This is a genomic window from Thiocapsa sp. (assembly GCF_022340925.1).
Classification (GTDB): Bacteria; Pseudomonadota; Gammaproteobacteria; order Chromatiales; family Chromatiaceae; genus Thiocapsa.
In genome coordinates, this window is record NZ_JAJDNA010000069.1 from 1 (window position 1) to 26,169 (window position 26,169).

Consider the following 26,169-nt stretch of genomic DNA (forward strand, 5'->3'; position numbering starts at 1 on the left):
GCCGAGGCGGAGAACGGGTCCTTCTGCCTGCTGCCGCGCCATATCGATTTCGTCGCCGCGCTGGTGCCCGGCGTGCTCACGTTCGTCACTCCGGCGGGCGCGGAGACCTTCGCCGCCATCGACGAGGGCATCCTGGTGAAATGCGGGCAGGACGTGTTCGTGTCCACGCTCAATGGGGTCAGAGGAACTGACCTTGGACGGCTGAAAGCCCTTGTGGAAGAGCGCTTTCTGGAGCTCGGAGAGCACGAACGGAAGGCGCGCACCGCGCTGGCCCGTCTCGAGGCGGGCACGCTGAGGGGTTTCCTCGAATTGCAGGAGAAGCTTCATGACTGAGCCGCCAGCCCCTCGAGAGCCCACCAGCCCGACGGAGCAGCTTGGCACAGCGGTCGGCCGCAGGGCCGAGCGCAGGCTGCGCGCCCGCCAACGCGCGCAGCGCACCGCCTGGTTCGGCCTCGGCATGTTCGGCCTGGTCGGCTGGTCGGTCGCCATACCCACCCTGCTCGGCATCGCCCTGGGTCTCTGGCTGGATGCCCGCTGGCCTGGCCGCCCCTCTTGGACCCTGACGTTCCTGTTGATCGGTGTCGCGCTCGGTTGTCTCAACGCCTGGTACTGGGTCAGGCAGGAGAGCCGGCGTGACTGACCCGGCGGCGGTTGCTGAGACCCTGATCACCCTCGGCGGGCTATGCCTGGCCGGCCTGCCGGCCGGACAGCGCTGTGCACAGACCCGGGACACCCCCCTGGCGGCGGTGCCCGGTTGCGCCGTGGGGTCCGCGCCGATCGGCCCGGCTGTCGCCCGCAGGACACTCGCCCGGGCCGGGGACTCCCCACCGCCGCACCAGACCCCGAAGGCCCCGGGCCAATGAACGACTGGCTGCAACTGACCGCCTCGTTGATCGCCGGCGTGCTGCTGGGCCTGGTGTACTTCTGGAGCCTGTGGACGACGGTCGGCCGGCTGATGCGCCAGGACCGACCGGCGATCTGGATGCTCGGCGGCATGCTGCTGCGCTTCGGCCTGATCCTTGTCGTATTCTATCCGCTCGCGCGCTATGGCGATTGGCGGCACGTGCTCAGTGCCGCCGTCGGCTTCACCCTGTCCCGGATCTTGACCGTTCAGCTCGTCGCGCGGCGCCGGATCCACAAGGGGTCGGATGCATGACCATCAGTCCGGACAGCCTCGTGTTGTGGCGCTGGGGTCCGCTCCCGTTGAACGCGACCATCGTGTTCACCTGGCTGGTCATGGCTGTCCTGGCGCTCGCCTCCTGGCTGATCACCCGTCGCCTGTCCACCGGCACGGACATGTCCCGCTGGCAGAATCTGCTCGAGGTGGTGGTGACTGGCATTCGCGAGCAGATCGAGCAGGTCAGCCATCAAGACCCGAGCCGCTATCTCCCCTTTGTGGGGACCTTGTTCTTGTTCATCGCGATGGCGAATCTACTCAATATCATCCCCGGCTATATGGCGCCGACGGGGTCTCTATCGACCACGACGGCATTGGCGATCTGCGTCTTCTTCGCGGTGCCTCTGTACGGGATTCTGTACGAGGGTCCGGTGGCCTATCTCCGGCACTATGTGCAGCCGACCTGGCTCATGCTGCCCTTCAACATCGTCGGTGAGATCTCCCGGACGATCGCCCTGGCGGTGCGTCTCTACGGAAACATCATGAGCGGAACCGTCATCGTGGCGATCCTGCTCAGCCTCACCCCCTATTTCTTTCCGGTCGTCATGCAGCTGTTGGGCCTGCTGACCGGGATGATCCAGGCCTACATCTTCGCGGTGCTCGCAATGGTGTACATTGCGTCGGCCACGTCGGCCCGGCGGCGCGACGCCCGTCCCGCCAAGTCGGGGGACTCCGCATCGACTTCATGAGGGGAGCGACATGGACGGTATTTCTGCAATCGGCATGGCATCCATCGTCACCGCCGGCTTGACCATCACGATCGGCTCGATCGGTCCGGCACTCGGTGAAGCCCGGGCCGTGGCCCAGGCCCTCAGCGCCATCGCACAGCAGCCGGACGAGGCCGGCACGATCACGCGGACCCTGTTCGTCGGGCTGGCGATGATCGAGTCGACGGCGATCTACTGTTTCGTGGTTGCGATGATCCTGATCTTCGCCAACCCCTTCTGGGACCATGTCGCAGGGCCCTCCGGAGGCTGATCCATGCAGGTGGACTGGATCACCGTCTCCGCGCAGATCGTCAATTTTCTGATCCTGGTCTGGTTGCTCAAGCGTTTCTTGTATCAGCCGGTCATCCGCGCCATGGATAGCCGGGAGCAACGCATCAACCAGCGCCTCGACGACGCGCGCGCCAGTCAGGAGGAGGCCGACCGGCAGGCGGCCCACTACCGCGAAGAGCGCGAGGAGCTGGAGCGGCAACGCACCGGGCTCCTCGACCAGGCGAGGGACGAGGCCGCGCGCGAGAAGAAGCAGATGCTCCAGGCGGCACGCGCCGAGGTCCGGGAGACCCGAGCGCAATGGCACCGCCAGACGGCGCAGGAGAGGGCCGAGCTCCTGGAGAACCTGCGGGGCCGGGCCGCCGAGGCGGTTTGGACCACCGCGCGCAAGACCCTGAGTGATCTGGCCAATGCCACGCTCGAAGCGCAGATCGTCGAGGTCTTCGTCGCACGACTCGACGCACTCGACGCAGGCGAGCGCAAGGCCTTGGCGCGGGGCTCCGACAAGATTCGGATCGCCAGCGCCTTCGAGCTCGACTCGGGCCTGCGTGCCCGCCTGACCCGCGCGGTCCACGACTGCATCGCCGAGGGCGTCGAGGTGACCTACGCGGTCTCCGAGGAGCTGCTCTGCGGCATTCGGCTCGACAGTGAGGAGCAGCAGCTGAGCTGGAACCTGGCGGACTATTTGGACGGCCTGGCGACGCGTATCGAAGCGGCATTCAGCCCGCGGGAATCGCAGCAGGCGGGGGACTGAGGCCTTGCTGAAAGAGCTGCTCGACGATGCCGTGACGACCCTGCAGGAGGCCGTCGAGCAGACGGCCGCGGAGTTTCGCCCGCGCGAGACCGGGACCATCCTCCAGGTCGGCGGTGGCATCGCCCGAATCAAGGGCCTGCCGAGTCTCAAGTCGGAGGAGCTGGTGCGGTTTCCAGGCGACGTGCTGGGGGTCGCCGTCAATCTCGAGCCGGACGAGGTCGGGGTGATCCTGCTCGGCGACAGCGAACGGCTCGCCGCCGGGGCAGGGGTCACGGCGACCGGACGCGAGGCGGACACGCCGGTCGGCGACGGCCTCCTCGGCCGGGTCATCGACACCACCGGGCGGGTCCTGGACCAGGGCAAGCCCCTCAGCTACAGCGAACGCCGGCCGGTGGAGCGTCCCGCGCCCGCGATCATCGATCGGTCCCCGGTGACCGTGCCGCTGGAAACCGGCATCAAGGCGATCGACGCCCTGATCCCGGTCGGCCGGGGCCAGCGGGAGCTCATCCTCGGCGACCGCCAGACAGGCAAGACGTCCGTGGCCGTGGACACCCTGATCAATCAGCGCGACAAGGGTGTCGTCTGCGTCTATTGCGCGATCGGGCAGCGGGGCACCGCGGTGGCGCGGGTCGTCGAGACACTGCGCACCCACCATGCCCTGACGAATACGATCGTGGTGGTGGCGTCGGACGAGGATCCGCCCGGCCTGCGTTTCGTGGCCCCCTATGCCGCCACCACCATGGCCGAATACTTCATGGAGCAGGGCCGGGACGCACTGATCGTCTACGACGATCTGACCCGCCATGCCCGCGCCTATCGGGAGCTGTCGCTGTTGTTGCGGCGCCCGCCGGGACGCGAGGCCTATCCCGGCGACATCTTCTTTATCCACTCCCGCCTGCTGGAGCGGGCGACCCACCTGCGTGAGGAGCGCGGCGGCGGATCGCTGACGGCACTGCCGATCGTGGAGACCCAGGCGCAGGACATCTCCGCCTATATCCCGACCAACCTGATTTCGATCACCGACGGCCAGATCTACCTGTCTCCGACCTTGTTTCACAAGGGCCTGCTGCCGGCGATCGACGTCGGCAAGTCGGTGTCGCGCGTCGGGGGGAAGACCCAGTACCCGGCATTCCGAGGCGTGGCCGGTGATCTGCGCCTGTCCTATTCGCAGTTCGAGGAGCTGGAGACCTTCGCCCGCTTTGCCACCCGCCTGGACGAGGATACCCGCGCCACGATCGAGCACGGGCGCCGCGTCCGTGAGGTGCTCAAGCAGCCGGAGCACCAACCGCTGCGGGCCTCCGATCAGATGGTCGTCCTCAAGGCCGTCAACGCCGGGCTGCTGGACGCGCTGGCGCTGGAGCAGATCGCGGACGCGGAGGTGGCGCTGAGACGGCGCGTCCACGCCGAGCTGCCCGATCTGTGCGAGCGGATGGAAACCGGCCGCGAGCTCGACCCGCCGCAATGGGAGCAGGTCCTCGAGGTCGCGCGCAAGACCCTGGCCGAGATGCACGGTCAGGCTCCGGAGTAAGGCGGTGGAGTCGCTCGAGCAACTGCACAGGCAGCTCGACAGCGTCCAACAGCTGCGCACCATCGTCAAAACCATGAAGGCGCTGTCGGCCACGAGCATCCGGCAGTACGAGCAGGCCGTCGCGGCGCTCGCCCTCTACTACCGCACGGTCGAACGCGGGTTGCACGTGGTCCTGAAAGACACGGAGCCGCCCGCGCCGCCTGCACCGGCGAATCAGCCGCGCCGCCTCGCCGCCATCGTCTTCGGCTCGGATCACGGACTCTGCGGCCGCTTCAACGAGGACATCACCGAGTACGCGCGAAAGCGGATGGCATCCGCCGCTGCCGATCCGCAACATCGGCTGCTGTTGTCGGTGGGTGCCCGCGTCGCCGCCAGCCTGGAGCAGGCCGGCGAGGTGGTCGCGCAAGATTTGTTGGTCCCCGGCTCGGCGGACCAGATCACGGCGACGGTGCAGCGCATCCTGCTGACGATCGACGATTGGCGCAAGGAGGCCCGGGTTCATTACGTCTATCTCTTCTACAACCGCCACTCTGGCGGCGGTCGGACCTACCAGCCCACCGGCATCGAGCTGCTCCCGCTCAACCTCCACCGCTTCCATCGCCTTCAGGAGGAACGCTGGCCATCGCGTCTGCTCCCGATCTTCACCATGGATCGTGGGGCGCTGCTCAGCCGGCTGATTCACCAGTACCTGTTCGTCTCGGTCTTCCGCGCCTGTGCCGAGTCGCAGGCGAGCGAGCACACCAGCCGCCTCTCCGCCATGCAGGCGGCCGAGCGCAATCTCGACGAGCGGCTGGAGGAGGTGACCGGCGCATTTCGGCGCGCACGCCAGACCGCGATCACCTCCGAGCTGTTGGACGTGGTGGCTGGATTCGAGGCCATCGCGACCCGCGGCGGCTGAACGGTCCGGCTCCATCCTGGGCGCCCGTCTCCCGCTTGCGATGGGGATGCAGGCGCTGCGGTCTTGAGGCATGATCGCACGATCATGGATTTCGGTACTCTCGATGCGCTGCGCACGCATCACCCGGCGTGGCGGCTGTTGCGCTCGGACCACGCGCCGCTGGCCGCGAGCTTTCTGCACCGCGTGTTCGTCCTCCCCAACGTGCGGGTGATGGCGGCTGCGGATCTGGCCGAGGCGCTCGAGGACGAGCTCTACGGGCTGCGCGAGCGCTTGGGCGAAGGCGCCTTCCCGAGGCCGGCCCTGGAGTACCTCAACGAGTGGGCCAGTCCCGAGAAGGGGTGGCTCCGCAAATTCTACGCCCAAGGCTCGGACGAGCCTCAGTTCGACCTGACGCCGGCGACCGAGAAGGCCATCTCCTGGCTCGGCACACTCGCCGAGCGCAGCTTCGTGGGCACCGAGTCGCGCCTTCTGACCCTGTTTGAGCTGCTCAAGCAGATGAGCGAGGGCAGCGAGTCCGATCCCGAGAAGCGCATCGCGGAGCTGCGCAAGCGGCGCGACGAGATCGATGCCGAGATCGCACGGGTGCTGGCAGGGGACGTGCCGCTGCTGGACGACACCGCGCTCAAGGACCGCTTCCAGCAGTTCATGCAACTGGCGCGCGAGCTGTTGACCGACTTTCGCGAGGTGGAGCACAACTTCCGCCTGCTGGATCGACGGGTGCGCGAGCGCATTGCGCTGTGGGAAGGCGCCAAGGGCGCCCTGCTGGAAGAGATCATGGGCGAGCGTGACGCGATCGCCGACTCCGACCAGGGTCGCAGCTTCCGAGCCTTCTGGGACTTCCTCATGTCCAGCCGCCGCCAGGAGGAATTGACGGAGCTGCTCGAGCGTGTCCTCGCCCTGCCCCCCGTCGTGGACTTGAGACCGGATGCCCGCACGCGCCGGGTGCATTACGACTGGCTGGAGGCGGGTGAGCACACCCAGCGCACCGTCGCCCAGCTCTCACAGCAGCTGCGCCGCTTTCTTGACGATCAGGCCTGGCTGGAGAACCGTCGGATCATGGATATCCTGCACGGCATCGAGGCGAAGGCGCTGGCCCTGCGTGACACACAGCCCCCGGGCGAGGTGATGCGGATCGCACAGCCCTCCGCCGAGATCGAGCTGCCGATGGAGCGCCCGCTCTTCCGGCCGCCGCTGAAGCCGGTGATCGCGGATCTGGCGCTGCAGGCAGGCGAGGAGGACCTGGACCCCGCGGCGCTCTACTCCCAGGCGGTGGTCGACCGCGCACAGCTGGCCCGCCACATCCGCCAGGCCTTGCAGGACCGCTCGCAGGTCACCCTGCGGGAGCTGACCGACAGACGACCCTTGAAGCAGGGTCTGGCAGAGCTGGTCGCCTATCTCCAGCTGGGCAGCGAGGCCTTCAGGACGACGGTGGACGAGGACACCCAGGAGGTGATCAGCTGGGAGGCGGCCGCGACCGACGGCGTCACCGTCCGCAGGGCCGCCCGGCTGCCGCGCGTCATCTATGTGAGGTGAGACGGGGATGGACGACGACCCAGGACAGGCCCGGGACGGCCCGGCGACGTCGGCGGGAGCGGATCTGTCGACCTTGGTGATCACCCTGCTCAAGGGGGTGATGTACCGCGACGGCGACGAGCGTCTCTGGGGTGCGCTGCTCGCCCTCCAGCCGCGGGTGCGCGACTATGTCGCGGTGCTCGGCCTGGAGCTGATGCTGGATGAGTCCGAGGGCTATGCCTTCCTCAAGGGCCGTCCCGACACCGGCGAGGACGAGGCCGCGCCCAAGCTGCCCCGCCTGGTCGCACGTCGACCCTTGTCCTTCCCGGTCAGCCTCTTGCTGGCCTTGCTGCGCAAGAAGCTCGCCGAGCTCGATGCCGGAGGGTCCGATACCCGGCTGGTGCTGACCCGGGATGACATCGTCGAGCTGGTCAGGGTCTTCCTCCCCCAGAGCAGCAACGAGGCGAGGCTCATCGACCAGATCGAGACGCACATCAACAAGGTCGTCGAGCTGGGTTTTCTGCGGCGTCTGAAGGCGGCCAGTGGTCCGGCCAGCTACGAGGTGAGGCGCATCCTGAAGGCCTTTGTCGATGCCCAGTGGCTGGCGGACTTCGACACCCGGCTGGCGGCCTATCAGGCCCAGCTCTCCGGGACCGAGGCAGCGCCGGGCGATGCCGACGACGCGCCGGCATGAGGTGTGCCAGCCGCAGCGGCGGACGCGACGCCCGGGTTCGCGAAGCCGTCGGGCCAGCGCCGTGCTCACCGGCGATTCGGACAGCAACGGAGCTCGGTTTACGGTGTTGCGTTCAGATGGTAGAAAACTGTGACAATCACCCGTTTTTGCCTCGCGTCCCTCGCGCGTTCGCGGGGACGCCGCCGATCACATGAATCAGCCGCAAACCCTGGACCTGGACTTCGTCGGCGACGACCGTTTGTCGGGCTTCCGTCTGACCCGTCTGGAGGTCTTCAACTGGGGGACCTTCGACGCCCGTGTCTGGACCCTGCAGCTCGACGGCAAGAACGGCCTGCTGACCGGCGATATCGGCTCTGGCAAGTCGACCCTGGTCGATGCCATCACCACGCTCCTGGTGCCTGCCCAACGCATCGCCTACAACAAGGCCGCTGGCGCCGATAGCCGGGAGCGGACGCTGCGCTCCTACGTGCTCGGGCATTACAAGTCCGAGCGCAATGAGGTCACGGGGACCGCCAGACCTGTCTCCTTGCGCGATCACAACAGCTACTCGGTGATCCTCGGCGTCTTCCACAACGCCGGCTACGATCAAACCGTCACGTTGGCGCAGGTGTTCTGGATCAAGGAGGCGCAGGGCCAGCCGGCGCGCTTCTTCGTCGGCGCTGAGCGCGATCTCTCGATCGCGGCGGACTTCGCCCGGTTCGGCTCGGACATCGCACAACTGCGCAAGCAGCTGCGTCGCCTCGGGGCCGAGATCGAGGACAGCTTTCCCAAATACGGCGCCTGGTTTCGGCGCCGCTTCGGCATCGACAACGAGCAGGCGCTCGAGCTCTTCCATCAGACGGTCTCGATGAAATCGGTCGGCAATCTCACCGATTTCGTCCGCAGCCACATGCTGGAGCCCTTCGATGTCGCGCCCCGCATCGGCGCCCTGATCACGCACTTCGACGACCTCAACCGTGCACACGAGGCCGTGCTCAAGGCGAAGCGCCAGGTCGAGATGCTCACGCCCTTGGTGGCCGACTGCGAGCGGCATGGCCACCTGGCCCGGGAGGTCGAGGACCTCAGACGCTGCCGGGACGGACTGCGCGCCTACTTCGCCGGCTTGAAGCTGTCCCTGCTCGACAAGCGTCTCGTCCAGCTGAACGCCGACTGGGAGCGTCTCGACGCCCAGGCGAGACGCCTGGACGGACGCCGGGAGGATCAACGCATCCAGGTCGACGAGCTCAAGCGCGCGGTGGCCGAGAACGGCGGCGACCGACTGGAGCGTCTGGCCGCCGAGATCAGGAAGCAGGAGGCGCTGCGGGATGCGCGTCGGGCGAAGGCCCAGCGCTATGCCAACCTGGCGGCCAACGTCGACGAGCTGGCCGCGACGGACGAACCCGCCTTCCTCGAGCAGCGCCGTCGGCTCAAGGACGTCCGGGAGGGATTGCGCGCCCGCGATGCCGATCTGCAAAACGAGCTGACCGAGCAGGGTGTCAGTCTGCGCCAAGGCAAGCAGGAGCACGAGACACTGCGGACCGAGATCGACAGCCTGAAACGCCGACGCAGCAATATCGACAGCCAGCAGATCCGGATGCGCGCGGCGCTGTGCGACGCCTTGGGGCTCGATGAGGACGCGATGCCCTTCGCGGGCGAGCTGCTGCAGGTGCGCGATGAGGAGCGCGACTGGGAGGGCGCGGCCGAGCGCCTGATGCGCGGGTTCGGCCTGTCCCTGTTGGTGCCAGACACCCACTACAGGGACGTGGCCGCGTGGGTGGACCGCAGCCATCTCGGCGGCCGTCTGGTCTATTTCCATGTGCGTCCGCGCCGACGCGGGGACGCACCCGACCTGCACCGCGACTCGCTGGTCAGAAAGCTCTCCATCAAACCGGACTCGCCGTTCTACGACTGGCTGGAACGCGAGCTGGCACATCGCTTCGACGTCGCCTGCTGCACGACGCAGGAGCAGTTTCGGCGCGAGACCCGCGCCATCACCCGCGCCGGCCAGGTCAAAGATCCGACGGGTCGTCACGAGAAGGACGACCGGCATCGCATCGACGACCGCAGCCGCTATGTGCTGGGCTGGAGCAACGCCGCGAAGATCGCCACGCTGGAGGCGCAGCGCCGTCAGCTCGAGGCGCGCCTGGGCGCACTGGCCGACCTCACGGCGAAGATCCTGTCGGAGCGCAAGGAGCTCGAGCACCGCCTGGATACCCTGACCCGTCTGGACGAGTTTGTCGACTTCGACGAGCTGGACTGGGCCGTCGTCGCCACCGAGATCGCCGCGCTGGTCGATGAGCGGGAACGCCTGGAGACCGCGTCTGATCTCCTGAAGCAGCTCAATCAACGGCTGAGCGAGGCCAGCCAGGCGCTCGCCGCCGTCGAGGCCGATCTGGAAATCGCCAAGGACAAGCGGTCCAAGCTCGAGCAGCGCAGGCAGGATGCCGAGACCCTGCGGCAGCAAACCCGTGATCTCATCGAGCAGACGCGCACGCAGGGGCCGGGGGCAAGCGGCCCTGAGCTGGTCGAGCGGCTGGACGCGATGCGCGCCGAAGCACTCGGCGAGCATCAGCTGACGGTGGAGTCCTGTGACAACCGCGAGCAGGACGTCCGCGCCTGGCTGCAGACCCGTATCGATCAGGAAGACAAGAAGATCAAGAGCCTGCGCGACAAGATCATCCAGGCGATGATGGCCTACAAGGAGGCGTTCAAGCTGGAGACGCAGGAGCTCGACGCCAGCCTTGACGCGGCCTACGAGTACCGCGGCCAGCTCGATCAGCTGGGCCGGGACGACCTGCCGCGCTTCGAGGCCCGCTTCAAAGAGCTGTTGAACGTCAATACCATCAACGAGATCGCCAACTTCAACGCCCAGCTGGCACGCGAGCGCGAGACGATCAAGGAGCGCATCGGACGCATCAACGACTCGCTCACCCAGATCGACTACAACCCGGGGCGCTATATCGCGCTGGAGTCCCAGATCAGTCCGGATGCGGAGATCCGCGACTTCCAGTCCGAGCTGCGGGCCTGCACCGAGGGCTCGCTGACCGGCTCCGAGGAGACCCAGTACTCGGAGGCGAAGTTCCTGCAGGTGAAGGCCATCATCGAGCGCTTTCGGGGCCGCGAGGGACAGTCGGACGCCGACCGGCGGTGGACGGCCAAGGTGACCGACGTGCGTAACTGGTTTCTGTTCGCCGCCAGCGAGCGCTGGCGTGCGGACGGAACCGAGCATGAGCACTACTCGGACTCGGGTGGCAAGTCCGGCGGTCAGAAGGAAAAGCTCGCCTACACCATTCTGGCCGCGAGCCTCGCCTATCAGTTCGGGCTGGAATGGGGTGCGGTGCGCTCGCGCTCCTTCCGCTTCGTGGTCATCGACGAGGCCTTCGGCCGGGGCTCGGACGAGTCGGCGCAATACGGCCTGAGGCTCTTCCAGCAGCTCAATCTGCAGCTGCTGATCGTCACACCGCTGCAGAAGATCCATATCATCGAGCCCTTCGTCGCCGGCGTCGGGTTCGTGCACAACGAGGGGGGCCGCGACTCCAAGCTGCGCAATCTCACGATCGAGGAGTACCGGGCGCGCAAGGCCGAGCTGGCGGCATGAGCTGGACGAATGCGGGCGACCTGAGGGCGCAGCTGCGCCGACGCTGGGAGCGCGGCGAGCTGCTCCGTGCGATGCTCACCGACGAGACCGGCTTCCCGCTGCGCCTGAGACTGAAAGGACCGGGCTCCTCCGAGCTGGCCGATCGGTTCGAGGCGGTGCGCGCCTGGGTGGCGGACCTGGTCGCCGTCCCCCACACCCGCATCGAATGGCGCGAGGTCAAGCATCGGGTTCTGGGGGCCCAGCGCCTGCCCCAGTCCGTCTGGGTGGACAGCCTCGAGGGCGCACTCGCGCTGATCGGCAAGCGCGGCGACGCGGCACGGTTCGCCGAGATCCTGGCGCTGACGCGCTCGCGGCAGCCGACCCTGCTCCACTGGCTCGGGAAACGACCCCTGCAGGCCATTGAGCTCGCCGCAGACTGGGACCGCCTGCTCGCGGTGGTCGACTGGGTGGTCCGCCACCCGCGTCCGGGCATCTATCTGCGACAGGTCGACATTCCGGGCATCCACAGCAAGTTCATCGAGGCCCATCGCGGGGTGCTCTGCGAGCTGCTCGACCTGGCCCTGCCGCCGACGGCCGTCGACGCCGAACGCGTCGGCGTCACCCGCTTCGCCGGGCGTTACGGCTTTCGCGAGAAGCCCACCCACCTTCGCCTGCGCGTGCTCGACGCGCGCGTGCCGCTGCTACCCGGCCCGACGCAACCCGACATGACCCTGGATGCCGAGAGCTTCGCCCGACTGGAGATCCCGGTCCGACGCGTCTTCATCACCGAGAACGAGACCAACTTCCTGGCGTTTCCGCACGCGCCGGACGCGATCGTCGTCTTCGGTGCCGGCTATGGATGGGAGGCGCTGGCGCGGGCCGAGTGGCTCGCGCGATGCTCCATTCACTACTGGGGCGACATCGATACCCACGGATTCGCCATCCTCGACCAGCTCCGCGTCCACCTCGACCGGGCCGCCTCCTTCCTGATGGACCGTCCCACCCTGATGTCCCACGAGGCGCTCTGGGGCGAGGAGCCCGACCAGATCGTCCATGAGCTGCCGAGACTCACCGCCCCGGAACGCGCCTTGTTCGACGACCTGCGCGACAACCGCATCCGGCCCGGTCTGCGTCTGGAGCAGGAGCGGGTCGGGTTTCAGTGGGTACGGACCGCGCTCGGTCGCGTCATCGGGCGCAGTCGCTGACGAGGCCACGGTTCGCCGATGCAGTCACACCCCGGGGTCATGGTCTGATTGCAAGGCAGGGCGCGCCGCTGCGTCGCCGCACTGAGGACAGCGGTGGACAGCCGCGACCGGTTCGGCGCATGCCGGCGTCGCTGTCACGCGTTAACCTGCCCCCGAACCATTGGCCTAATATACGGCAGTTGACGGCTTCATCTGACATGGAAACAGGCGCCGGATCCAAGGCTTCCGTGTTCCTGCCATGTCCGGGTCGACGAGAGGCACAGGACCCATGGAGAACCCGACCGGCGTCGCCGCACAGATCATCAAGGCGGCCGCCTTCGCCGCGGCCAAGCATCGCAATCAGCGCCGGAAGGACGCGGAGGCCTCGCCCTACATCAATCACCCGATCGCGCTCGCCGATGTCCTGGCCAACGAAGGCGGCATCGCGGATCCCAGCGTGCTCTGTGCCGCGATTCTGCATGACACCATCGAAGACACGCAGACGACGCCGGCCGAGCTGGAGCGCCACTTCGGTCGTCACGTCGCCTCGATCGTGCTGGAGGTGACGGACGACAAGTCGCTGGAGAAACAGGTCCGCAAACAGCGCCAGATCGAGCGCGCGCCCCACAGCTCGCGGGAGGCCAGGCTGGTGAAGCTGGCCGACAAGATCTGCAATCTCAGGGATCTCCTGAGCTCGCCGCCCGCCGATTGGTCGAGCGAGCGCAAGCGTGCCTATCTCGACTGGTCGGACCAGGTGGTGGCTGGCCTCAGAGGCACTCACCCGGGACTGGAGGCCGTCTTCGACGGGCTGCTCGCTCGCCGCGACGAGCTCGGCTGAGGGGCGGATCGGTCGCGGCCCGGCGCAACGCGGTTGCCGCCGCGTGCCCTGCGGGCCGGGCCTGTCCCGCGGGATCCGCCGGGGGGGTCCCGAGCGGCGTGGCTGTGCTACCGTTCACCGACGACCCCGAATCAGGTTCCCCGACGAGCACCCCATGGCGAAACGATTCCCCTTGATCCTGGTCGACGCCTCCGGCTATCTGTTCCGCGCCTATCACGCACTTCCCAAGCTGACCAACTCCAAGGGCGAGGCGACCGGTGCTCTGATGGGCGTGCTCAGCATGCTGCGCAAGCTGATCGACGAGCATCAGCCGGACTACATCGGCGTCGTCTTCGACGCCCCCGGCAAGACCTTTCGCGACCACATCTATCCTGAGTACAAGGCCAACCGGCCGGCGATGGCCGAGGACCTGCGCGAGCAAATCCAACCGCTGCAGGAGGTGATCCGGGCCATGGGTCTGCCGCTCCTGGTGATCCCGGATGTCGAGGCCGACGATGTCATCGGCACCCTCGCGACCCGCGCCGCCGCTCAAGGCATCCCGACCCTGGTCTCGACCGGCGACAAGGACATGGCGCAGCTGGTGAGCGACCAGGTCACCCTGGTCAACACCATGACCGACCGCCTCCTGGATCCGGCTGGCGTGGAGGAGAAGTTCGGCGTGCCGCCGGAGCGGATCGTCGACTATCTGAGCCTCATGGGGGACAGCGTCGACAACATCCCGGGCGTCGCCAAATGCGGGCCGAAGACGGCGGCGAAATGGATCGCCGACTACGGTGACCTGGACGGGGTGATCGCCAATGCCGACAAGATCACGGGCAAGGTGGGTGAGAATCTGCGCGCCGTGCTCGACCAGCTGCCCTTGTCGCGCGAGCTCACCACCATCAAGCGCGACGTGGCGCTCGACCTTGGGCCCACGGATCTCCGCCCGAGCCCGCCCGATCGCCAGACCCTGCGCGGCTGGTACGAGCGTTTCGAGTCGCGCCGGCTGCTGGCGACCCTGAAGGAGACCGACGGAGGCGACGCAGGGACAGCCGAGGTGCCGCCGAAGGCCCATCCCGGCTACGAGGTCGTCCTCACACAGGACGCCTTCGAGGCCTGGATGGCCCGACTCGAGACCGCGGACCTCTTCGCCTTCGACACCGAGACCACCGATCTCGATTACATGCGCGCGGAGCTGGTGGGCCTCTCGTTTTCCCTGGAGCCCGAACAGGCCGCCTATGTGCCGGTCGCCCATACCTACCCGGGCGCGCCGGATCAGCTCGACCGCCAGGCGGTGCTCGCGCGCATGCGGCCCTTGCTGGAGGACCCGAGCCACCCCAAGGTCGGCCAGAACCTCAAGTACGACATGAGTGTCCTGGCCCGCTACGACATCGAGCTGCGCGGAATCGCGCACGACACCATGCTCGAGAGCTATGTCCTCGACAGCACCGCGACCCGGCACGACATGGACTCGCTGGCGAAGAAATACCTGGACCAGGATACGGTCCACTTCGAGGACATCGCCGGGAAAGGCGCGAAGCAGCTCACCTTCGATCAGATCCCCCTGGAGCAGGCCGGCCACTATGCCGCAGAAGACGCCGATGTCACCCTGCGGCTGCATCGGGCGCTCTGGCCGCGGCTCGAGGCGACACCGGGCATGGCCAGGCTCTACCAGGGCATCGAGGTGCCCCTGATCCCCGTCCTCTCGCGGATGGAGCGGCATGGCGTGCGGATCGAGCCCCAGCTCCTCGCCGAGCAGAGTCAGGAGCTGGCCCAGCGGATCCAGGAGATCGAGACCCGGGCCTACGAGGCGGCCGGGCGGCGCTTCAACATGGGCTCGCCCAAGCAGATCGGGACCATCTTCTTCGAGGAGCTCGGCCTGCCGGTGGTCGCCAAGACGCCCACCGGCGCGCCCTCCACCTCGGAGTCGGTCCTCGAGCAGCTTGCCGCCGACGGTCACGCCCTCCCGGACCTGATCCTGCAGCACCGCAGTCTCTCGAAGCTCAGATCCACCTACACGGACAAGCTCCCTCAGATGGTCAACCCGGAGACCGGGCGCGTCCACACCTCCTACCATCAGGCGGTGGCCGCCACCGGCCGGCTCTCTTCGAGCGACCCGAACCTGCAGAACATCCCGATCCGCACGGAGGAGGGCCGGCGTATCCGCCGGGCGTTCGTCGCCGAGCCGGGAAACCGCCTGCTGGCCGCGGATTACTCCCAGATCGAGCTGCGGATCATGGCCCATCTCTCCGGTGATGAGCGGCTGCTCGCGGCCTTCGCCAGCGGACTCGACATCCATCGTGCGACCGCCGCGGAGATCCTCGGGTCCTCGCCCGAGGCGGTCACCAGCGAGCAGCGCCGCTCGGCCAAGGCCATCAACTTCGGTCTGATCTACGGCATGTCCGCCTTCGGGCTGGCCCGTCAGCTCGGGATCGAGCGGGGCGCGGCACAGGACTACGTGGATCGCTATTTCCAGCGCTATCCGGGGGTCAGGGCCTTCATGGAGCGGACCCGCGCCAGGGCACGCGAGGACCGCTATGTCGAGACCCTGTTCGGACGTCGGCTCTATCTCACCGAGATCGGCCACAGCAACCAGGGCCGGCGCGCCGCCGCCGAGCGGACCGCCATCAACGCCCCGATGCAAGGCACGGCGGCCGACATCATCAAGCGCGCGATGATCGCGTCGGATGGCTGGATCCAGTCGGAGCGGCCGCCCGTGCGCATGATCATGCAGGTCCACGACGAGCTGGTGTTCGAGGTCGCCGCCGACGTCGTGGAGTCGGCCAGCCGGCACATCCGCTCGGCGATGGAAAGCGCCGCCGATCTGGCCGTCCCGCTCGTCGTCGACATCGGCATCGGTGAGAACTGGGACGAGGCGCATTGACCCGTTACGCCCCGCGCCCGGCGATTGCGACACCCAGGGCTGGCCGTCGCGGCGGTGCGGAAGGCGGCCGGAACTTTCCCGCGGGCCGCCGGTCGGATTGGTTGAGCGCAACGGGGTGTCTATCCCCCCTGAAGGCACCCCAAATCCCGGTCTCTCCAAGCCGGGGAAGCGATTACCCCGAAGCCCCTCCCCAGGGCTTCGGGGTTTTTCTTGACACTGCGGACCTGGCCCTGACAGGCCTTCGCAAGCCCGCCCCGGGGATGGGGCGCGGGCTCCATCCCGGGCTGCCGGGACCGCCAGACCGATCCTCGCTCGGATCAGATGCTGGCCCGACGGCGCTGGCCATTTGCCGCGGCCTGTCACGATCCTGCTGTGTCATGAGACCGACATGACCCTGCCTTAAAATCCGAACGGCGTGCATTGCGACCCGTGAAATGGGAGGACCTCGACATGCTGCTGTCAGACATCACCCTGGTTCTCCCGACCCGCGACGAGGCGCACAACATCGGCGCCTTCCTGGAGTCCGTTCCGTCGCCGATGCCGCTCGTGGTGGTGGATGCGAGCCGGGACGAGACGCCGGATCTGATCGAGACGCTGCGGCCCGAGCACACACTCGTCCTGCGCGAGCCCGGATCCGTGACCGAGGCAAGACAGCGTGGTGCGAGCGCTGCGCGCACGCAATGGCTGCTGTTCAGCGATGCCGACGTGATCTTTCCCCGCGGGTATTTCGAGCGTCTCGGGAACCTCTCGGGTCACGCCGTCTACTACGGGCCGAAGCTCTCCGAGGGTCGCTTCCGGGCGTACTATCGCCGCATCGCCATGGCTCAGGCGCTCAGCCATGCCTGCGGGATTCCCGCTGCATCGGGCTCCAATCTGTTGATCCGGCGCGACGCGCTCGAGCGCGTGGGCGGATTCGACCTGAGACTGAGCTGCAACGAGGATTCGGAGATCGTCTGGCGTCTCCGGCGAGCCGGGTGTCGGGTCGCGTTCCGCAAGGACCTGGCGGTCTACGCGACCGACCATCGACGGATCGAGCGTGGCCGGCTGCGCAAGACCCTGCACTCGATCAGCCGCTGCATCCTGCTCTACACCAACCTGATGCCACAGAAGTACCGGACCTACGACTGGGGTTACTGGCAGCATCGCGACGGCTGACCGAACGCACGGCCGCGATAGCCGGAAATTTCATCGTTCGGTCATCGGCCCTGCACCAATCGGTCAAGTCGCGGCCCTACCATCCCCCGGACGACACAGTCCGGGAGAGATCGACCGATGACCGTTGAGCTCCGCTATTGCGCCCGGCACCCGATCGACCTCAGGGTGCACATCCGCTATCGCAACCGTCGCTTCTTCTGCGCCCGCGCACGTAATCTGTCCAACGACGGCATGTTCCTGGAGGTCCAGAACCTGACCCTGCCGACAGGCACCCTGATCGAGCTCGAGCTCCAGGCATTGGGTCGGGACTGGCTGATCCCCGCGCTTGTGGTCCACCATCGAGGATCAGGCATCGGGGTGATGTTCCGGGACCCCCAGCCCGCGCTCTACCGAGGTCTGACACAGACCGAGGCCGGTCTGCAGCCGCCCCCCCGAGCCGCCGGCGCGAAAGGCCGGGGGCTCAACCAGCGTTGACCGGTGGACCCACCGCAGATCCGGCCGATCGGGCGCGCCCCGAGGATGCAGGTCCGCTTCGCAGGAACGATGCGCAGCCTCTCCGGACATCGGAGGTCACGTCAGGCGTTGCACCTCGGATGACCGCCAACCCGACACAGCTGACCAGGGGTGCCTGCGGCCGCGGCGCCAGTGTCTCGTCGCATCTGCCCGGTGGTGCCCGGCGCTCGGGACCCGGGGCATCAGGACGCATACAGGATACCCGGCAACCAGGTCGCCAGCGCGGGCCAGAGCGCAAGCAGGGCAAGGACGAGCAGCTGGATCAGGATGAACGGCGCCACACCCTTGTAGATATGGCTGGTCCTGACCGCGGGCGGAGCCACGCCCCGCAGATAGAAGAGCGAGAAGCCAAAGGGAGGCGTCAGAAAGGAGGTCTGGAGATTGATGGCGATCATCACCCCGAGCCAGACGGGATCGAGCCCCATCGAGAGCAGCACCGGACCGACGATCGGGACCACCACGAAGGTGATCTCGATGAAATCCAGGATGAACCCGAGCAAGAACATCACGAGCATCACGAGCGCCACGGCCCCCACCACCCCGCCCGGCAGGGCGGTCAGGAAATCGGTGACCATCGCATCGCCGCCGAACCCGCGAAAGACCAGCGAGAACACCGCCGCACCGATGAAGATCAGAAACACCATACTGGTGATCACGGTGGTCTGACGCACCACCTGCCTGAGCGTCTCGAGGCTGAGCTGGCGGCGAGCCGCCGCCAGGAGCAGCGCACCCACCGCACCCACCGAGGCGGCCTCCGTGGGCGTCGCGAGCCCGCCGAGGATCGATCCCAGGACCGCGACCACCAGGAACAGCGGGGGCACCAGGACCGAGATGACCCGCCAGAGGAGCGCGGCCCCATCGACCGGCCGCTCCTCGCGGGGGATCGCCGGGACCGCCTCAGGACGAAACACGGCGACGCCGACCAGGTAGAGGATATAGAAGGCAACCAGCATCAGACCCGGCACCAGGGCGCCCACGAAGAGATCCCCGACCGAGACCGTCTCGGGCGACCAGACACCGCTGTCCAGCTGCGCCTGCTGATAGGCCGAAGACAGCACGTCGCCAAGCAGCACCAGCACGATCGAAGGGGGGATGATCTGACCCAGCGTCCCGGAGGCGCAGATGGTCCCGGCCGAGAGACTGGGCGAGTAATTGCGGCGCAGCATGATCGGCAGCGACAGCAGGCCCATGGTCACGACGGTGGCACCGACGATCCCCGTGCTCGCTGCCAGCAGCATCCCGACCAGGGTCACCGAGATCCCAAGCCCGCCCCGGAGCGGCCCGAACAGCATGGCCATGGTGTCGAGCAGGCTCTCGGCGACCCGCGATCGCTCGAGCATCACCCCCATGAACACAAAGAGCGGGACCGCGATCAGGGTCTCGTTGATCATGACCCCGTAGAGGCGGTTGGGCAGCGCCTCCAGGAAGGCCGGCTCGAACAGCCCGAACACCTCGCCGACGAGCGCGAAAACAAGCGCCGTGCCGCCGAGCGACAGGGCCACCGGGTAGCCGACGAGCAGTGTCAGCACAACCCCTGCGAACAGCAGAAGCGGCATCCACTCATGCATGTCCGCTGTCCGCCTCCGAGCCCGGGAGCGCCTCCTCCACCCCGGCCAGGAAGAGCCCGTTGCGCAGCGCCTGCGCGAGGCCCTGGGCCATGAGCAGGACCGGCATGATCAGGATCAGGGTCTTGAGCAGATACACCGCCGGAATGCCGCCGGCCTCGCGCGAGGCCTCCTGGACGCGCCAGGACTCGGCGACATAATCCCAACCGAGCCAGAGGATCAAGACGCACACCGGGAACAGGAGCACGAGGGTCCCGATCAGGTCGACCCAGGCACGTCCACGCCGCGACAGACGCTCATAGAAGATGTCCACCCGGACATGGCCGTTGCGCCCCAGCGTGTAGGCGATGCCGAGCATGAAGAGCACGGCGTGCATGTAGGTCACGGATTCCTGCAGGGAGATGGAGCCCAGATCGAAGGCATAGCGCAGCAGGACCACGGCAAAGGTCACGAGCACCATGGCAAGCGCGAGCCAGGCAATCCACTCACCGATCCCGCGCATGACCGCGTCGATCCCGTCGGCGAGGGTGAGCAGCCGGGCGCGCCGAGACGCCTGCGGATCGTCCCGGCCGGTCACGGCAGCCACCGACCCTGCACATCGTCCGACCGGGCACCGCTAAGCATCGCCCCGACTCCCCCGGCGTGAGCCGCCCCTCGGCATCAGTTCCAGCGGAACAGGACCCATTGGGGAATCGAGACGTTGTCCGCCGTGTTCTCCTGCATGTCCAGGATTCCGTCCCCATTGGTGTCGTAGAGATAGTACGGCGGCCCGAATTGGGGCTGGACCCTGACCATGTAGAGCAACCCCCGGACCCGGTATTCGTAGATCACCTCGTCACCCGACTCGATGATGGTGATCTCGGGCTCGACCGGCTCACCGGTGATCGGCGAGGGAACCACGGTGGGCGCCTCGATCGAGCTGCTGCCTGCGGCAGGTGACTCCGCTTGGGCATAGGCCATCCCGACAAAGGGCATCAGGGCGATCATCAGCGGGACTGTTCTCATCACGAGGCGATCCTCTCACCAGCGACTGTCATGATGTGCATGGTAGTACGAACGCCCCTCGATTGCTGCTTCCAGAGGTACGCTCCGCGCACGGCATTGGGTTATCTTAACCGGCCGGCAGCGGCGGCAGGTCCGCGACGCCCCGGCGCGCGGCGAGAGCGCAGGGCAATGCGGATTCAACGCGTTTCCCGTGCGCGGCAGCGATGCCCCACCGGTTGCAGCGACCGCAGGTCGTTGCAACCGGCGCATCGTGAGCTCGCCAGGTTTCGGTTCCGAGCCGGTTGGTCCCAAGGATGGGATCAGTCGGCATCTCCTCAGGATCCCGGATGACCGGACTCAACCCCCGACAACTCGAGGCCGTGCGCTACAGTGCGGGTCCGCTGCTGGTGCTGGCCGGTGCCGGCTCCGGCAAGACGCGGGTGATCACGCGCAAGATCGCCCACCTGATCGCTCACGCCGGCATCCCGGCGCGCCGGATCTGCGCCCTGACCTTCACCAACAAGGCCGCGCGTGAGATGCACGAGCGGGTCGGGCGCCAGGTCAAGGGCATCGAGACCCGCGGCCTGACCATCTCCACCTTCCACCGCCTGGGCCTCGACATCCTGCGCCGACACGCGCAGAGCGCCGGGTTGCGTCCAGGGTTCACCTTGCTCGATGCCCAGGACGCCGAGACGCTGATCAAGGAGCACCTGGGGCGCATCAAGGCCGGAGACGCCTTCAGCCCTGCCGTGGTCCAACAGCGCATCTCGCGCTGGAAGAACGACCTCATCAACCCCCAGCGGGTCCGAGGCAGCGCGCAGGACGACTTCGAGGACCGGCTCGCCGGTCTCTACGCGGACTACGAACGCAGCCTCCATGCCTACAATGCGGTCGACTTCGACGACCTCATCGTTGGTCCGGTGCGCCTGTTCAGCGACCACCCTGACCTGCGCGAGACCTGGCAGAACCGGATCCGCTACCTCCTCGTCGACGAGTACCAGGACACCAATGGCGCACAGTACGAGCTGGTCCGTCAGCTCACAGGTCCGCGGGGCGCCTTCACCGTGGTCGGCGACGACGACCAGTCCATCTATGCCTGGCGCGGTGCGCGACCCGAGAACCTCGACCGGCTGAAGGCCGACTACCCGCACCTGAAGGTCATCGTGCTGGAGCAGAACTATCGCTCCAGCGCCCGTATCCTGAAACTCGCCAACGCACTGATTGCCGGCAACCCGCACGTCTTCGAGAAACGGCTCTGGAGCCAGCACGGTCCCGGCGATCCCCCGCGCGTTCTGCACTGCAAGGACGAGGGCCACGAGGCCGAGCGGGTCATCTCCGAGATCCTGCACCTGAAGCTGGCGGACGGGGTCGCCTTCGGCGAAATCGCCATCCTCTATCGCGGCAACCATCAGGCACGTCCCTTCGAGAAGGCCCTGCGCGAGCACAACATCCCCTACGTCCTGAGTGGTGGCACCTCCTTCTTCGCCCGCACCGAGGTGAAGGACCTGATGGCCTATCTGCGCCTGCTCGCCAACCCGCAGGACGATGCCGCCTTCCTGCGCATCGTCAACACCCCGCGGCGCGAGATCGGGCCGACCACCCTGGAGCGTCTCGCCGGCTATGCCCGGGAGCGCGGGATCCACCTCCTCGGCGCCTGCGGCGAGCTGGGTCTCGGCGCGCGCGTGAGCGAGCGACAGCGCGAGCGGCTCCTCGCGTTCACCACACTCGTCGCCGAGCACGCCCGTCGCGGCGACTCCGACCCGGTCGGGGCCGTGCGGGCACTGGTCGATGCCATCGACTACGCCTCCTGGCTGCGCGAGAACGCCTCCAGCCAGGCGGTGGCGGATCGCCGCTATGCCAACGTCACCGACCTGTTGCATTGGCTCGGCGCCCTGCACAAGGGCGAGCTCCAGGAAAAGACCCTCGCCGAGATGGCGGCCCATCTCACGCTCATGGATGTCCTGGAGCGGCAGGACGAGGCCGAGAGCGGCGACCGGGTCAGTCTCATGACCCTGCATGCCGCCAAGGGCCTGGAGTTCCCGCATGTCTTCCTGGTCGGCATGGAGGAGGAGCTGCTCCCGCACCGCACCAGCATCGAGGAAGACGGCATCGACGAGGAGCGCCGACTCGCCTACGTGGGCATCACCCGCGCCCAACGCACCCTCACCTTCACACTCACGCGCCGCCGCAAGCGTTACGGGGAGTGGATCACCAGCGAGCCGAGTCGCTTCCTGACCGAGCTGCCCAAGGACCAGTTGGACTGGGACGATGCCCGCGAAGGGCGACCCGAGGACCGCAGGGCACGCGGCTTCAGTCACCTGCACACCCTCAAGGACATGCTCGATCTCGGCTGAGCCCGCCAAGGCCGCGCGAGGAGCAGCCGTGGACGCCCGCGCCGGATCGCAGTATGCTGGCGGCCCTGGAGCATAGCTCGGTCATCGTGCCCCGCTCCAATCAGACGCCGCCCTGCAGGCAGGCACCCTCTCAGCGCCCGTAGCTCAGTTGGATAGAGTACAGCCCTCCGAAGGCTGGGGTCACAGGTTCAAGTCCTGTCGGGCGCGCCATATCACCAATCGAGCCACACCCGATTGCCTTCGCTCCCGCCGATGCGACCTCCGTGGGTGGAAAATCCTGCACTCGCCGACCGCCGAAGCGACAGAGGTCGGCCAGCCCGGCACCTTCACCTCGACGGCCGGCGGATCCTTGCTGACCTCGATCCGGTCCGCGAGCCGGCGCTCATCGGCGCCGGCCAAGAGAAGGATTTCCAGGTTCCATTGCAGGGGAACGGGTGCCCCTTCTCAAGCCGCCAGCCACCTCACGCCGGCAGCCGCGGCCGGCGACGATGTCGGGGATCAGGCGCTGCGAGCGACGAGAGGCACCTCTTTATTCTGTGCAATGAAGAGCGAAAAATGCGCATTCAAGACGTCTTCGGCCCCCCCTACCCTTTTAGCGCAGGGCATGATGTCGCTATCGTGTCAGCGGCGGGATTCAGGCGCCTGAGCAGATCAAGCGATCACCGGCGCACTTGCATCGCAGCGCATGGGGATGATGTCGACTGATTTGATTGGATTGATCGGTATCCTGGCCGGGCTCGGCGTCTTGATCACGCTGTCCTGCCGCAGCTGGAGCCTGCTGCCGGTCGGATCCGCCGCCGCGCCGGTCGCAGCGGCCAATGCCGGGGCCTTCCTGCTGGCAAGCTGGGCCCAGGTCGTCGCGGGCGGCGCAGCCGCGGACCGATGAATCCAGCAAAAATCATGGCCGCAGGCCAACCCGATGCAGCTCTCTTGCCATCTGCCGGTCAGCGCGGCAACAACCCGCCGGCCGCCATGTTGTTGCTGAGCCTGCTGGCCCTCGCGCTGGCTGGCTGCCAATCCGCCTTGCCACTGCGGCCACACACAGGCGGGGGCGCCGCCACGGCCAAGCTGGGCCCGGCCCTAACGGAGTCCATCGACGGGCTGGCCCGGGACCGGGGGCAACCGCAGGCGTTGGCGCGCAGCGAAGCCCGGCACCGACGGATACTCGCGAGCCATCTGCCTGCGCTGCTGGACGAGGCCACCCCGCCCCGGCCGGCGGCCGGCATAGAGGAGGCAGCGGCGCTCCGCGACCCTGGCGAGCTGCGCGATATCACGCCCGTCACACGCACGCGGACCGGGCCGTCGGGACTCAGGCGCGCCGGGGTGGGCCTGCCCCTGGTGGCAAGGTTGCCGGCCCCGCTCGACCCGAACGCACCACGGGCCGGCTATCACCTGCCGGTGACGCTGGTGGTGCAACCCCGCACCACGCGCAAGCCGACAGGCTCAATGGCGCTCCCCCCGCAACCGGAGGCGCGGCAGCACAGCACAACGACAACCCCAGTTGCTCCGAGCGGCTGCTGCGAGGCCGCGCTCGTCGACCCAACGGCCGCCGAGCAGGTGCCGACGGCATCCGGCACACTGCCGGTCGCCATGGACCTGCACGCACCGGTTGCCGCCACCAGAGCCACCGGCCTGCGCCCAACCGCCGCCCTGGCCAACCTGCTGCGACCCGGGCGCTTCACAGGTCAGCCGCGGATCGTCTTCCTGCAACCCTTCGATCCGGACAGGACGCCCTTGGTGTTGGTGCACGGCCTGCTGTCCACGCCCGGTGTTTGGGAGCCGCTGGTGACGCAGCTGATGGCGGATCCGCGCATTCGCGACTGCTGCCAGCTGTGGTTCTTCTACTACCCCACCGGCCAGCCTGTGCCGCTGTCGGCGCTGCAACTGCGCGAAGCGCTCGACGATGCCGTCGCGCGCACCGGGCTGGATCGGCCGATGATCCTGATCGGTCACAGCATGGGCGGCATCCTGTCCCGCGCGCAGGTCTCGCGCATCGGTCCGGCACAAGCGGAAGCCATCCTGCCCGGTGTCGGCGCGCTGTCGGAGTACAACCGCGTTCGGCGGGCACTGATCTTCGAGCCACGCACGGACGTCTCGCGCGCGGTGTTCCTCTTCACGCCCCACGGTGGCAGCCGCCTCGCCGCCAACAGCGCCGGTGCCCTGGCAATCCGCCTCATCCGGCTCCCGGACAGCCTGCTGAATCAGGCGGAGCACGCACGGGATCAGCTCGCCGGACTCGAAAGCCGGCGGATTCCCACCAGTATCCATGGACTCTCGCCGCGCTCACGCTTCCTGCGGGCGCTGGACGCCACGACACCGACGGTGCCGGTGCACTCCATCCTGGGTAACCGCGGCCGCGGCGACGGCAGCTCCGGCTCCGACGGCGTGGTGCCGGTGGCAAGCGCTCGGCTGCCAAGCGCCGCGTCCGAGCTGGTCGTGCCCACCGGCCACGGCGGCTTCGATCATCCTCAGGCGGTCGCCGAGCTCAAGCGGATCATCCTGACGGATGTCGCGCAACCGCGCGGTGCCAACGGCGCAGCCGCAGACTCGCGCGTCGTCCTGCGCACCGCGACGAGCCAAGCCCCCTGATCGCGCCAAACCGAGAACGCCGCAACGCCCCGGTCGTTGCTGCTCTCTGCCGTCCACGACGTTGTGGAGCAACCGGCGTCCACAACCGTTTGGGCCCCACCCGGCCGCCGTGCCGGTCGCGATCCGAGGATCGCCCTCCGGCCAAGGCACGGGATGCTCGATGACGAGCGGATCGTCGGGGTCGAGTCCGTCTCCCAAGACGGTGATCGGCTGACCCTGCGCCGGCCCCCGCCGTCCCCGCCGATGAGCGTCGGTGCATCGCACGTGCGAGTGATCGAGCCGGAACCCAGGGAACTGGGGCAGGGGCATCGGCTCGGCGGCCGCGTCAACCTGGCCCTTCAGAACGAGCAGGGGAACTCGGCGAAGAGGGAGCTGGACCTCGACTTAGAGCTGGATTACCGGCGCTTGCGAGATCAATTCGAAAGCTTTGGACAACTGGAATACGACACCACCCGAGGGGTCAGGACCACGGACAAATGGAGGCTCAACAACAAGTACAGCCGCTTCTTCAAGGGCAGTCCCTGGTATGCCTCCGGCTGGCTCAGGCTCTACCACGACGACTTCGCGGACGTCCGGTTGCGGTCTCTCGTCGGCCCGGCAGTTGGCTACAAGTTTGTCGAGGGGCCGGCGCTGAACCTGCGCGCCGAGGTCGGGCCCATCTATCTGTACGAGGACTTCTACCAGCAGGACGACACGGTTGCCTGGGGCCCCGGGCTGCTCCTCGACGATGACCAGTCCCTGTGGAACGACCACTTGCAGCGATATCACCGCAGCATGGGCTACACGTCTGTGGGTGTGGGTGACCCGGACCTTTGGGTCTCCTGGACCGGACTGCGGATGCCGATGGCCTGGGGCGTGGTCGGAAGCCTCGAGGTCGAGATCGACTACGACAGCGAGCCAGCACCTGGCACCAAGACCACCGACACCACCCTCAAGCTCAAGATTGGCTATGAGTGGTGACCCGCCGGTGCCGGGGTGCCCGGACAATTGCTCCGACCGGGCTGCAACGC

Annotated in this window: 24 protein-coding genes and 1 tRNA gene; 22 read left to right on the top strand and 3 right to left on the bottom strand. The window is 67.6% G+C overall.

Annotated features, from left to right (window positions below; genetic code table 11):
* The 17 genes from LJE61_RS08685 to LJE61_RS08765 all read left to right on the top strand — a co-directional run.
* The coding region (locus tag LJE61_RS08685) for a F0F1 ATP synthase subunit epsilon (protein ID WP_296918109.1) at window positions 1-333 on the top strand (333 nt) is incomplete at its 5' end.
* Complete coding sequence (locus LJE61_RS08690) at window positions 326-640, top strand: AtpZ/AtpI family protein (RefSeq protein ID WP_296918111.1); 315 nt, start codon at window positions 326-328, stop codon at window positions 638-640. The genes LJE61_RS08685 and LJE61_RS08690, both read left to right, overlap by 8 nt.
* Window positions 633-863 carry a hypothetical protein gene (locus LJE61_RS08695; RefSeq protein WP_296918113.1) on the top strand — a complete coding sequence of 77 codons (231 nt, stop codon included), beginning with the start codon at window positions 633-635 and terminating at the stop codon, window positions 861-863. Before LJE61_RS08690 ends, LJE61_RS08695 begins: the two co-directional genes overlap by 8 nt.
* The gene (locus LJE61_RS08700; protein WP_296914635.1) at window positions 860-1,156 is read left to right on the top strand and encodes an ATP synthase subunit I; all 297 of its coding nucleotides are present in this window, start codon (window positions 860-862) and stop codon (window positions 1,154-1,156) included. The genes LJE61_RS08695 and LJE61_RS08700 overlap by 4 nt, the downstream gene beginning before the upstream one ends.
* Window positions 1,153-1,866: a F0F1 ATP synthase subunit A gene (locus tag LJE61_RS08705; RefSeq protein ID WP_296918115.1), complete on the top strand. Its 714-nt coding sequence runs from the start codon at window positions 1,153-1,155 to the stop codon at window positions 1,864-1,866. Before LJE61_RS08700 ends, LJE61_RS08705 begins: the two co-directional genes overlap by 4 nt.
* Before the next feature lie 10 nt (window positions 1,867-1,876).
* Window positions 1,877-2,155: a F0F1 ATP synthase subunit C gene (locus LJE61_RS08710; RefSeq protein ID WP_296914630.1), complete on the top strand. Its 279-nt coding sequence runs from the start codon at window positions 1,877-1,879 to the stop codon at window positions 2,153-2,155.
* A 3-nt stretch (window positions 2,156-2,158) separates the two neighbouring features.
* Window positions 2,159-2,926 carry a F0F1 ATP synthase subunit B family protein gene (locus LJE61_RS08715; protein WP_296918117.1) on the top strand — a complete coding sequence of 256 codons (768 nt, stop codon included), beginning with the start codon at window positions 2,159-2,161 and terminating at the stop codon, window positions 2,924-2,926.
* 4 nt (window positions 2,927-2,930) lie between these two features.
* Window positions 2,931-4,454 carry an alternate F1F0 ATPase, F1 subunit alpha gene (locus tag LJE61_RS08720; protein WP_296918119.1) on the top strand — a complete coding sequence of 508 codons (1,524 nt, stop codon included), beginning with the start codon at window positions 2,931-2,933 and terminating at the stop codon, window positions 4,452-4,454.
* Window positions 4,455-4,458: 4 nt separating this feature from the next.
* Window positions 4,459-5,352 (top strand): F0F1 ATP synthase subunit gamma, encoded by an 894-nt coding sequence (locus tag LJE61_RS08725; RefSeq protein ID WP_296918121.1) that lies wholly within the window; start codon window positions 4,459-4,461, stop codon window positions 5,350-5,352.
* Between the two features lie 84 nt (window positions 5,353-5,436).
* Entirely contained in the window at window positions 5,437-6,885 is a 1,449-nt protein-coding gene (locus LJE61_RS08730) for a DUF3375 domain-containing protein (protein WP_296918124.1), read from the top strand.
* 7 nt (window positions 6,886-6,892) lie between these two features.
* On the top strand, window positions 6,893-7,558 hold the full coding sequence (locus LJE61_RS08735; protein WP_296918126.1) for a DUF4194 domain-containing protein: 666 nt from the start codon (window positions 6,893-6,895) through the stop codon (window positions 7,556-7,558).
* Between the two features lie 190 nt (window positions 7,559-7,748).
* Window positions 7,749-11,135, top strand: coding sequence for an ATP-binding protein (locus LJE61_RS08740; RefSeq protein ID WP_296918127.1), 3,387 nt, complete (start codon window positions 7,749-7,751; stop codon window positions 11,133-11,135).
* The gene (locus LJE61_RS08745) at window positions 11,132-12,319 is read left to right on the top strand and encodes a DUF3322 domain-containing protein (RefSeq protein ID WP_296918129.1); all 1,188 of its coding nucleotides are present in this window, start codon (window positions 11,132-11,134) and stop codon (window positions 12,317-12,319) included. The genes LJE61_RS08740 and LJE61_RS08745 overlap by 4 nt, the downstream gene beginning before the upstream one ends.
* 268 nt (window positions 12,320-12,587) lie before the next feature.
* The gene (locus LJE61_RS08750; RefSeq protein ID WP_296918131.1) at window positions 12,588-13,136 is read left to right on the top strand and encodes an HD domain-containing protein; all 549 of its coding nucleotides are present in this window, start codon (window positions 12,588-12,590) and stop codon (window positions 13,134-13,136) included.
* Window positions 13,137-13,290: 154 nt separating this feature from the next.
* Entirely contained in the window at window positions 13,291-15,999 is a 2,709-nt protein-coding gene (gene polA / locus LJE61_RS08755; protein WP_296918133.1) for a DNA polymerase I, read from the top strand.
* 450 nt (window positions 16,000-16,449) lie between these two features.
* Window positions 16,450-17,154: a glycosyltransferase gene (locus LJE61_RS08760; RefSeq protein WP_296918135.1), complete on the top strand. Its 705-nt coding sequence runs from the start codon at window positions 16,450-16,452 to the stop codon at window positions 17,152-17,154.
* A gap of 117 nt (window positions 17,155-17,271) precedes the next feature.
* On the top strand, window positions 17,272-17,628 hold the full coding sequence (locus LJE61_RS08765; protein ID WP_296918137.1) for a PilZ domain-containing protein: 357 nt from the start codon (window positions 17,272-17,274) through the stop codon (window positions 17,626-17,628).
* Between the two features lie 221 nt (window positions 17,629-17,849).
* Here the strand turns inward: LJE61_RS08765 and LJE61_RS08770 are convergent, their stop codons facing one another.
* From LJE61_RS08770 to LJE61_RS08780, 3 genes are all read right to left on the bottom strand, one after another.
* Window positions 17,850-19,235, bottom strand: a complete 1,386-nt coding sequence (locus tag LJE61_RS08770) for a TRAP transporter large permease subunit (RefSeq protein ID WP_296911616.1) — start codon at window positions 19,233-19,235, stop codon at window positions 17,850-17,852.
* On the bottom strand, window positions 19,228-19,818 hold the full coding sequence (locus LJE61_RS08775) for a TRAP transporter small permease subunit (protein WP_296911614.1): 591 nt from the start codon (window positions 19,816-19,818) through the stop codon (window positions 19,228-19,230). The genes LJE61_RS08770 and LJE61_RS08775 overlap by 8 nt, the downstream gene beginning before the upstream one ends.
* Before the next feature lie 74 nt (window positions 19,819-19,892).
* Complete coding sequence (locus LJE61_RS08780; protein WP_296911612.1) at window positions 19,893-20,237, bottom strand: DUF2782 domain-containing protein; 345 nt, start codon at window positions 20,235-20,237, stop codon at window positions 19,893-19,895.
* A gap of 326 nt (window positions 20,238-20,563) precedes the next feature.
* On the opposite strand from LJE61_RS08780, the gene LJE61_RS08785 reads away from it, so the two are divergent.
* The 5 genes from LJE61_RS08785 to LJE61_RS08805 all read left to right on the top strand — a co-directional run bounded on the left by LJE61_RS08785 (window position 20,564) and on the right by LJE61_RS08805 (window position 26,119).
* Window positions 20,564-22,570 (top strand): UvrD-helicase domain-containing protein, encoded by a 2,007-nt coding sequence (locus LJE61_RS08785; RefSeq protein WP_296911610.1) that lies wholly within the window; start codon window positions 20,564-20,566, stop codon window positions 22,568-22,570.
* A 133-nt stretch (window positions 22,571-22,703) separates the two neighbouring features.
* A tRNA-Arg gene (locus LJE61_RS08790) sits at window positions 22,704-22,780 on the top strand.
* A gap of 481 nt (window positions 22,781-23,261) precedes the next feature.
* A complete protein-coding gene (locus tag LJE61_RS08795) occupies window positions 23,262-23,456 on the top strand; it encodes a hypothetical protein (RefSeq protein ID WP_296911608.1) in 195 nt (64 codons plus the stop codon).
* Window positions 23,453-25,159: a lipase family protein gene (locus tag LJE61_RS08800; RefSeq protein WP_296918139.1), complete on the top strand. Its 1,707-nt coding sequence runs from the start codon at window positions 23,453-23,455 to the stop codon at window positions 25,157-25,159. The genes LJE61_RS08795 and LJE61_RS08800 overlap by 4 nt, the downstream gene beginning before the upstream one ends.
* 153 nt (window positions 25,160-25,312) lie before the next feature.
* Window positions 25,313-26,119: a DUF481 domain-containing protein gene (locus tag LJE61_RS08805; protein WP_296918141.1), complete on the top strand. Its 807-nt coding sequence runs from the start codon at window positions 25,313-25,315 to the stop codon at window positions 26,117-26,119.
* The last annotated feature ends 50 nt before the right edge of the window (window positions 26,120-26,169 follow it).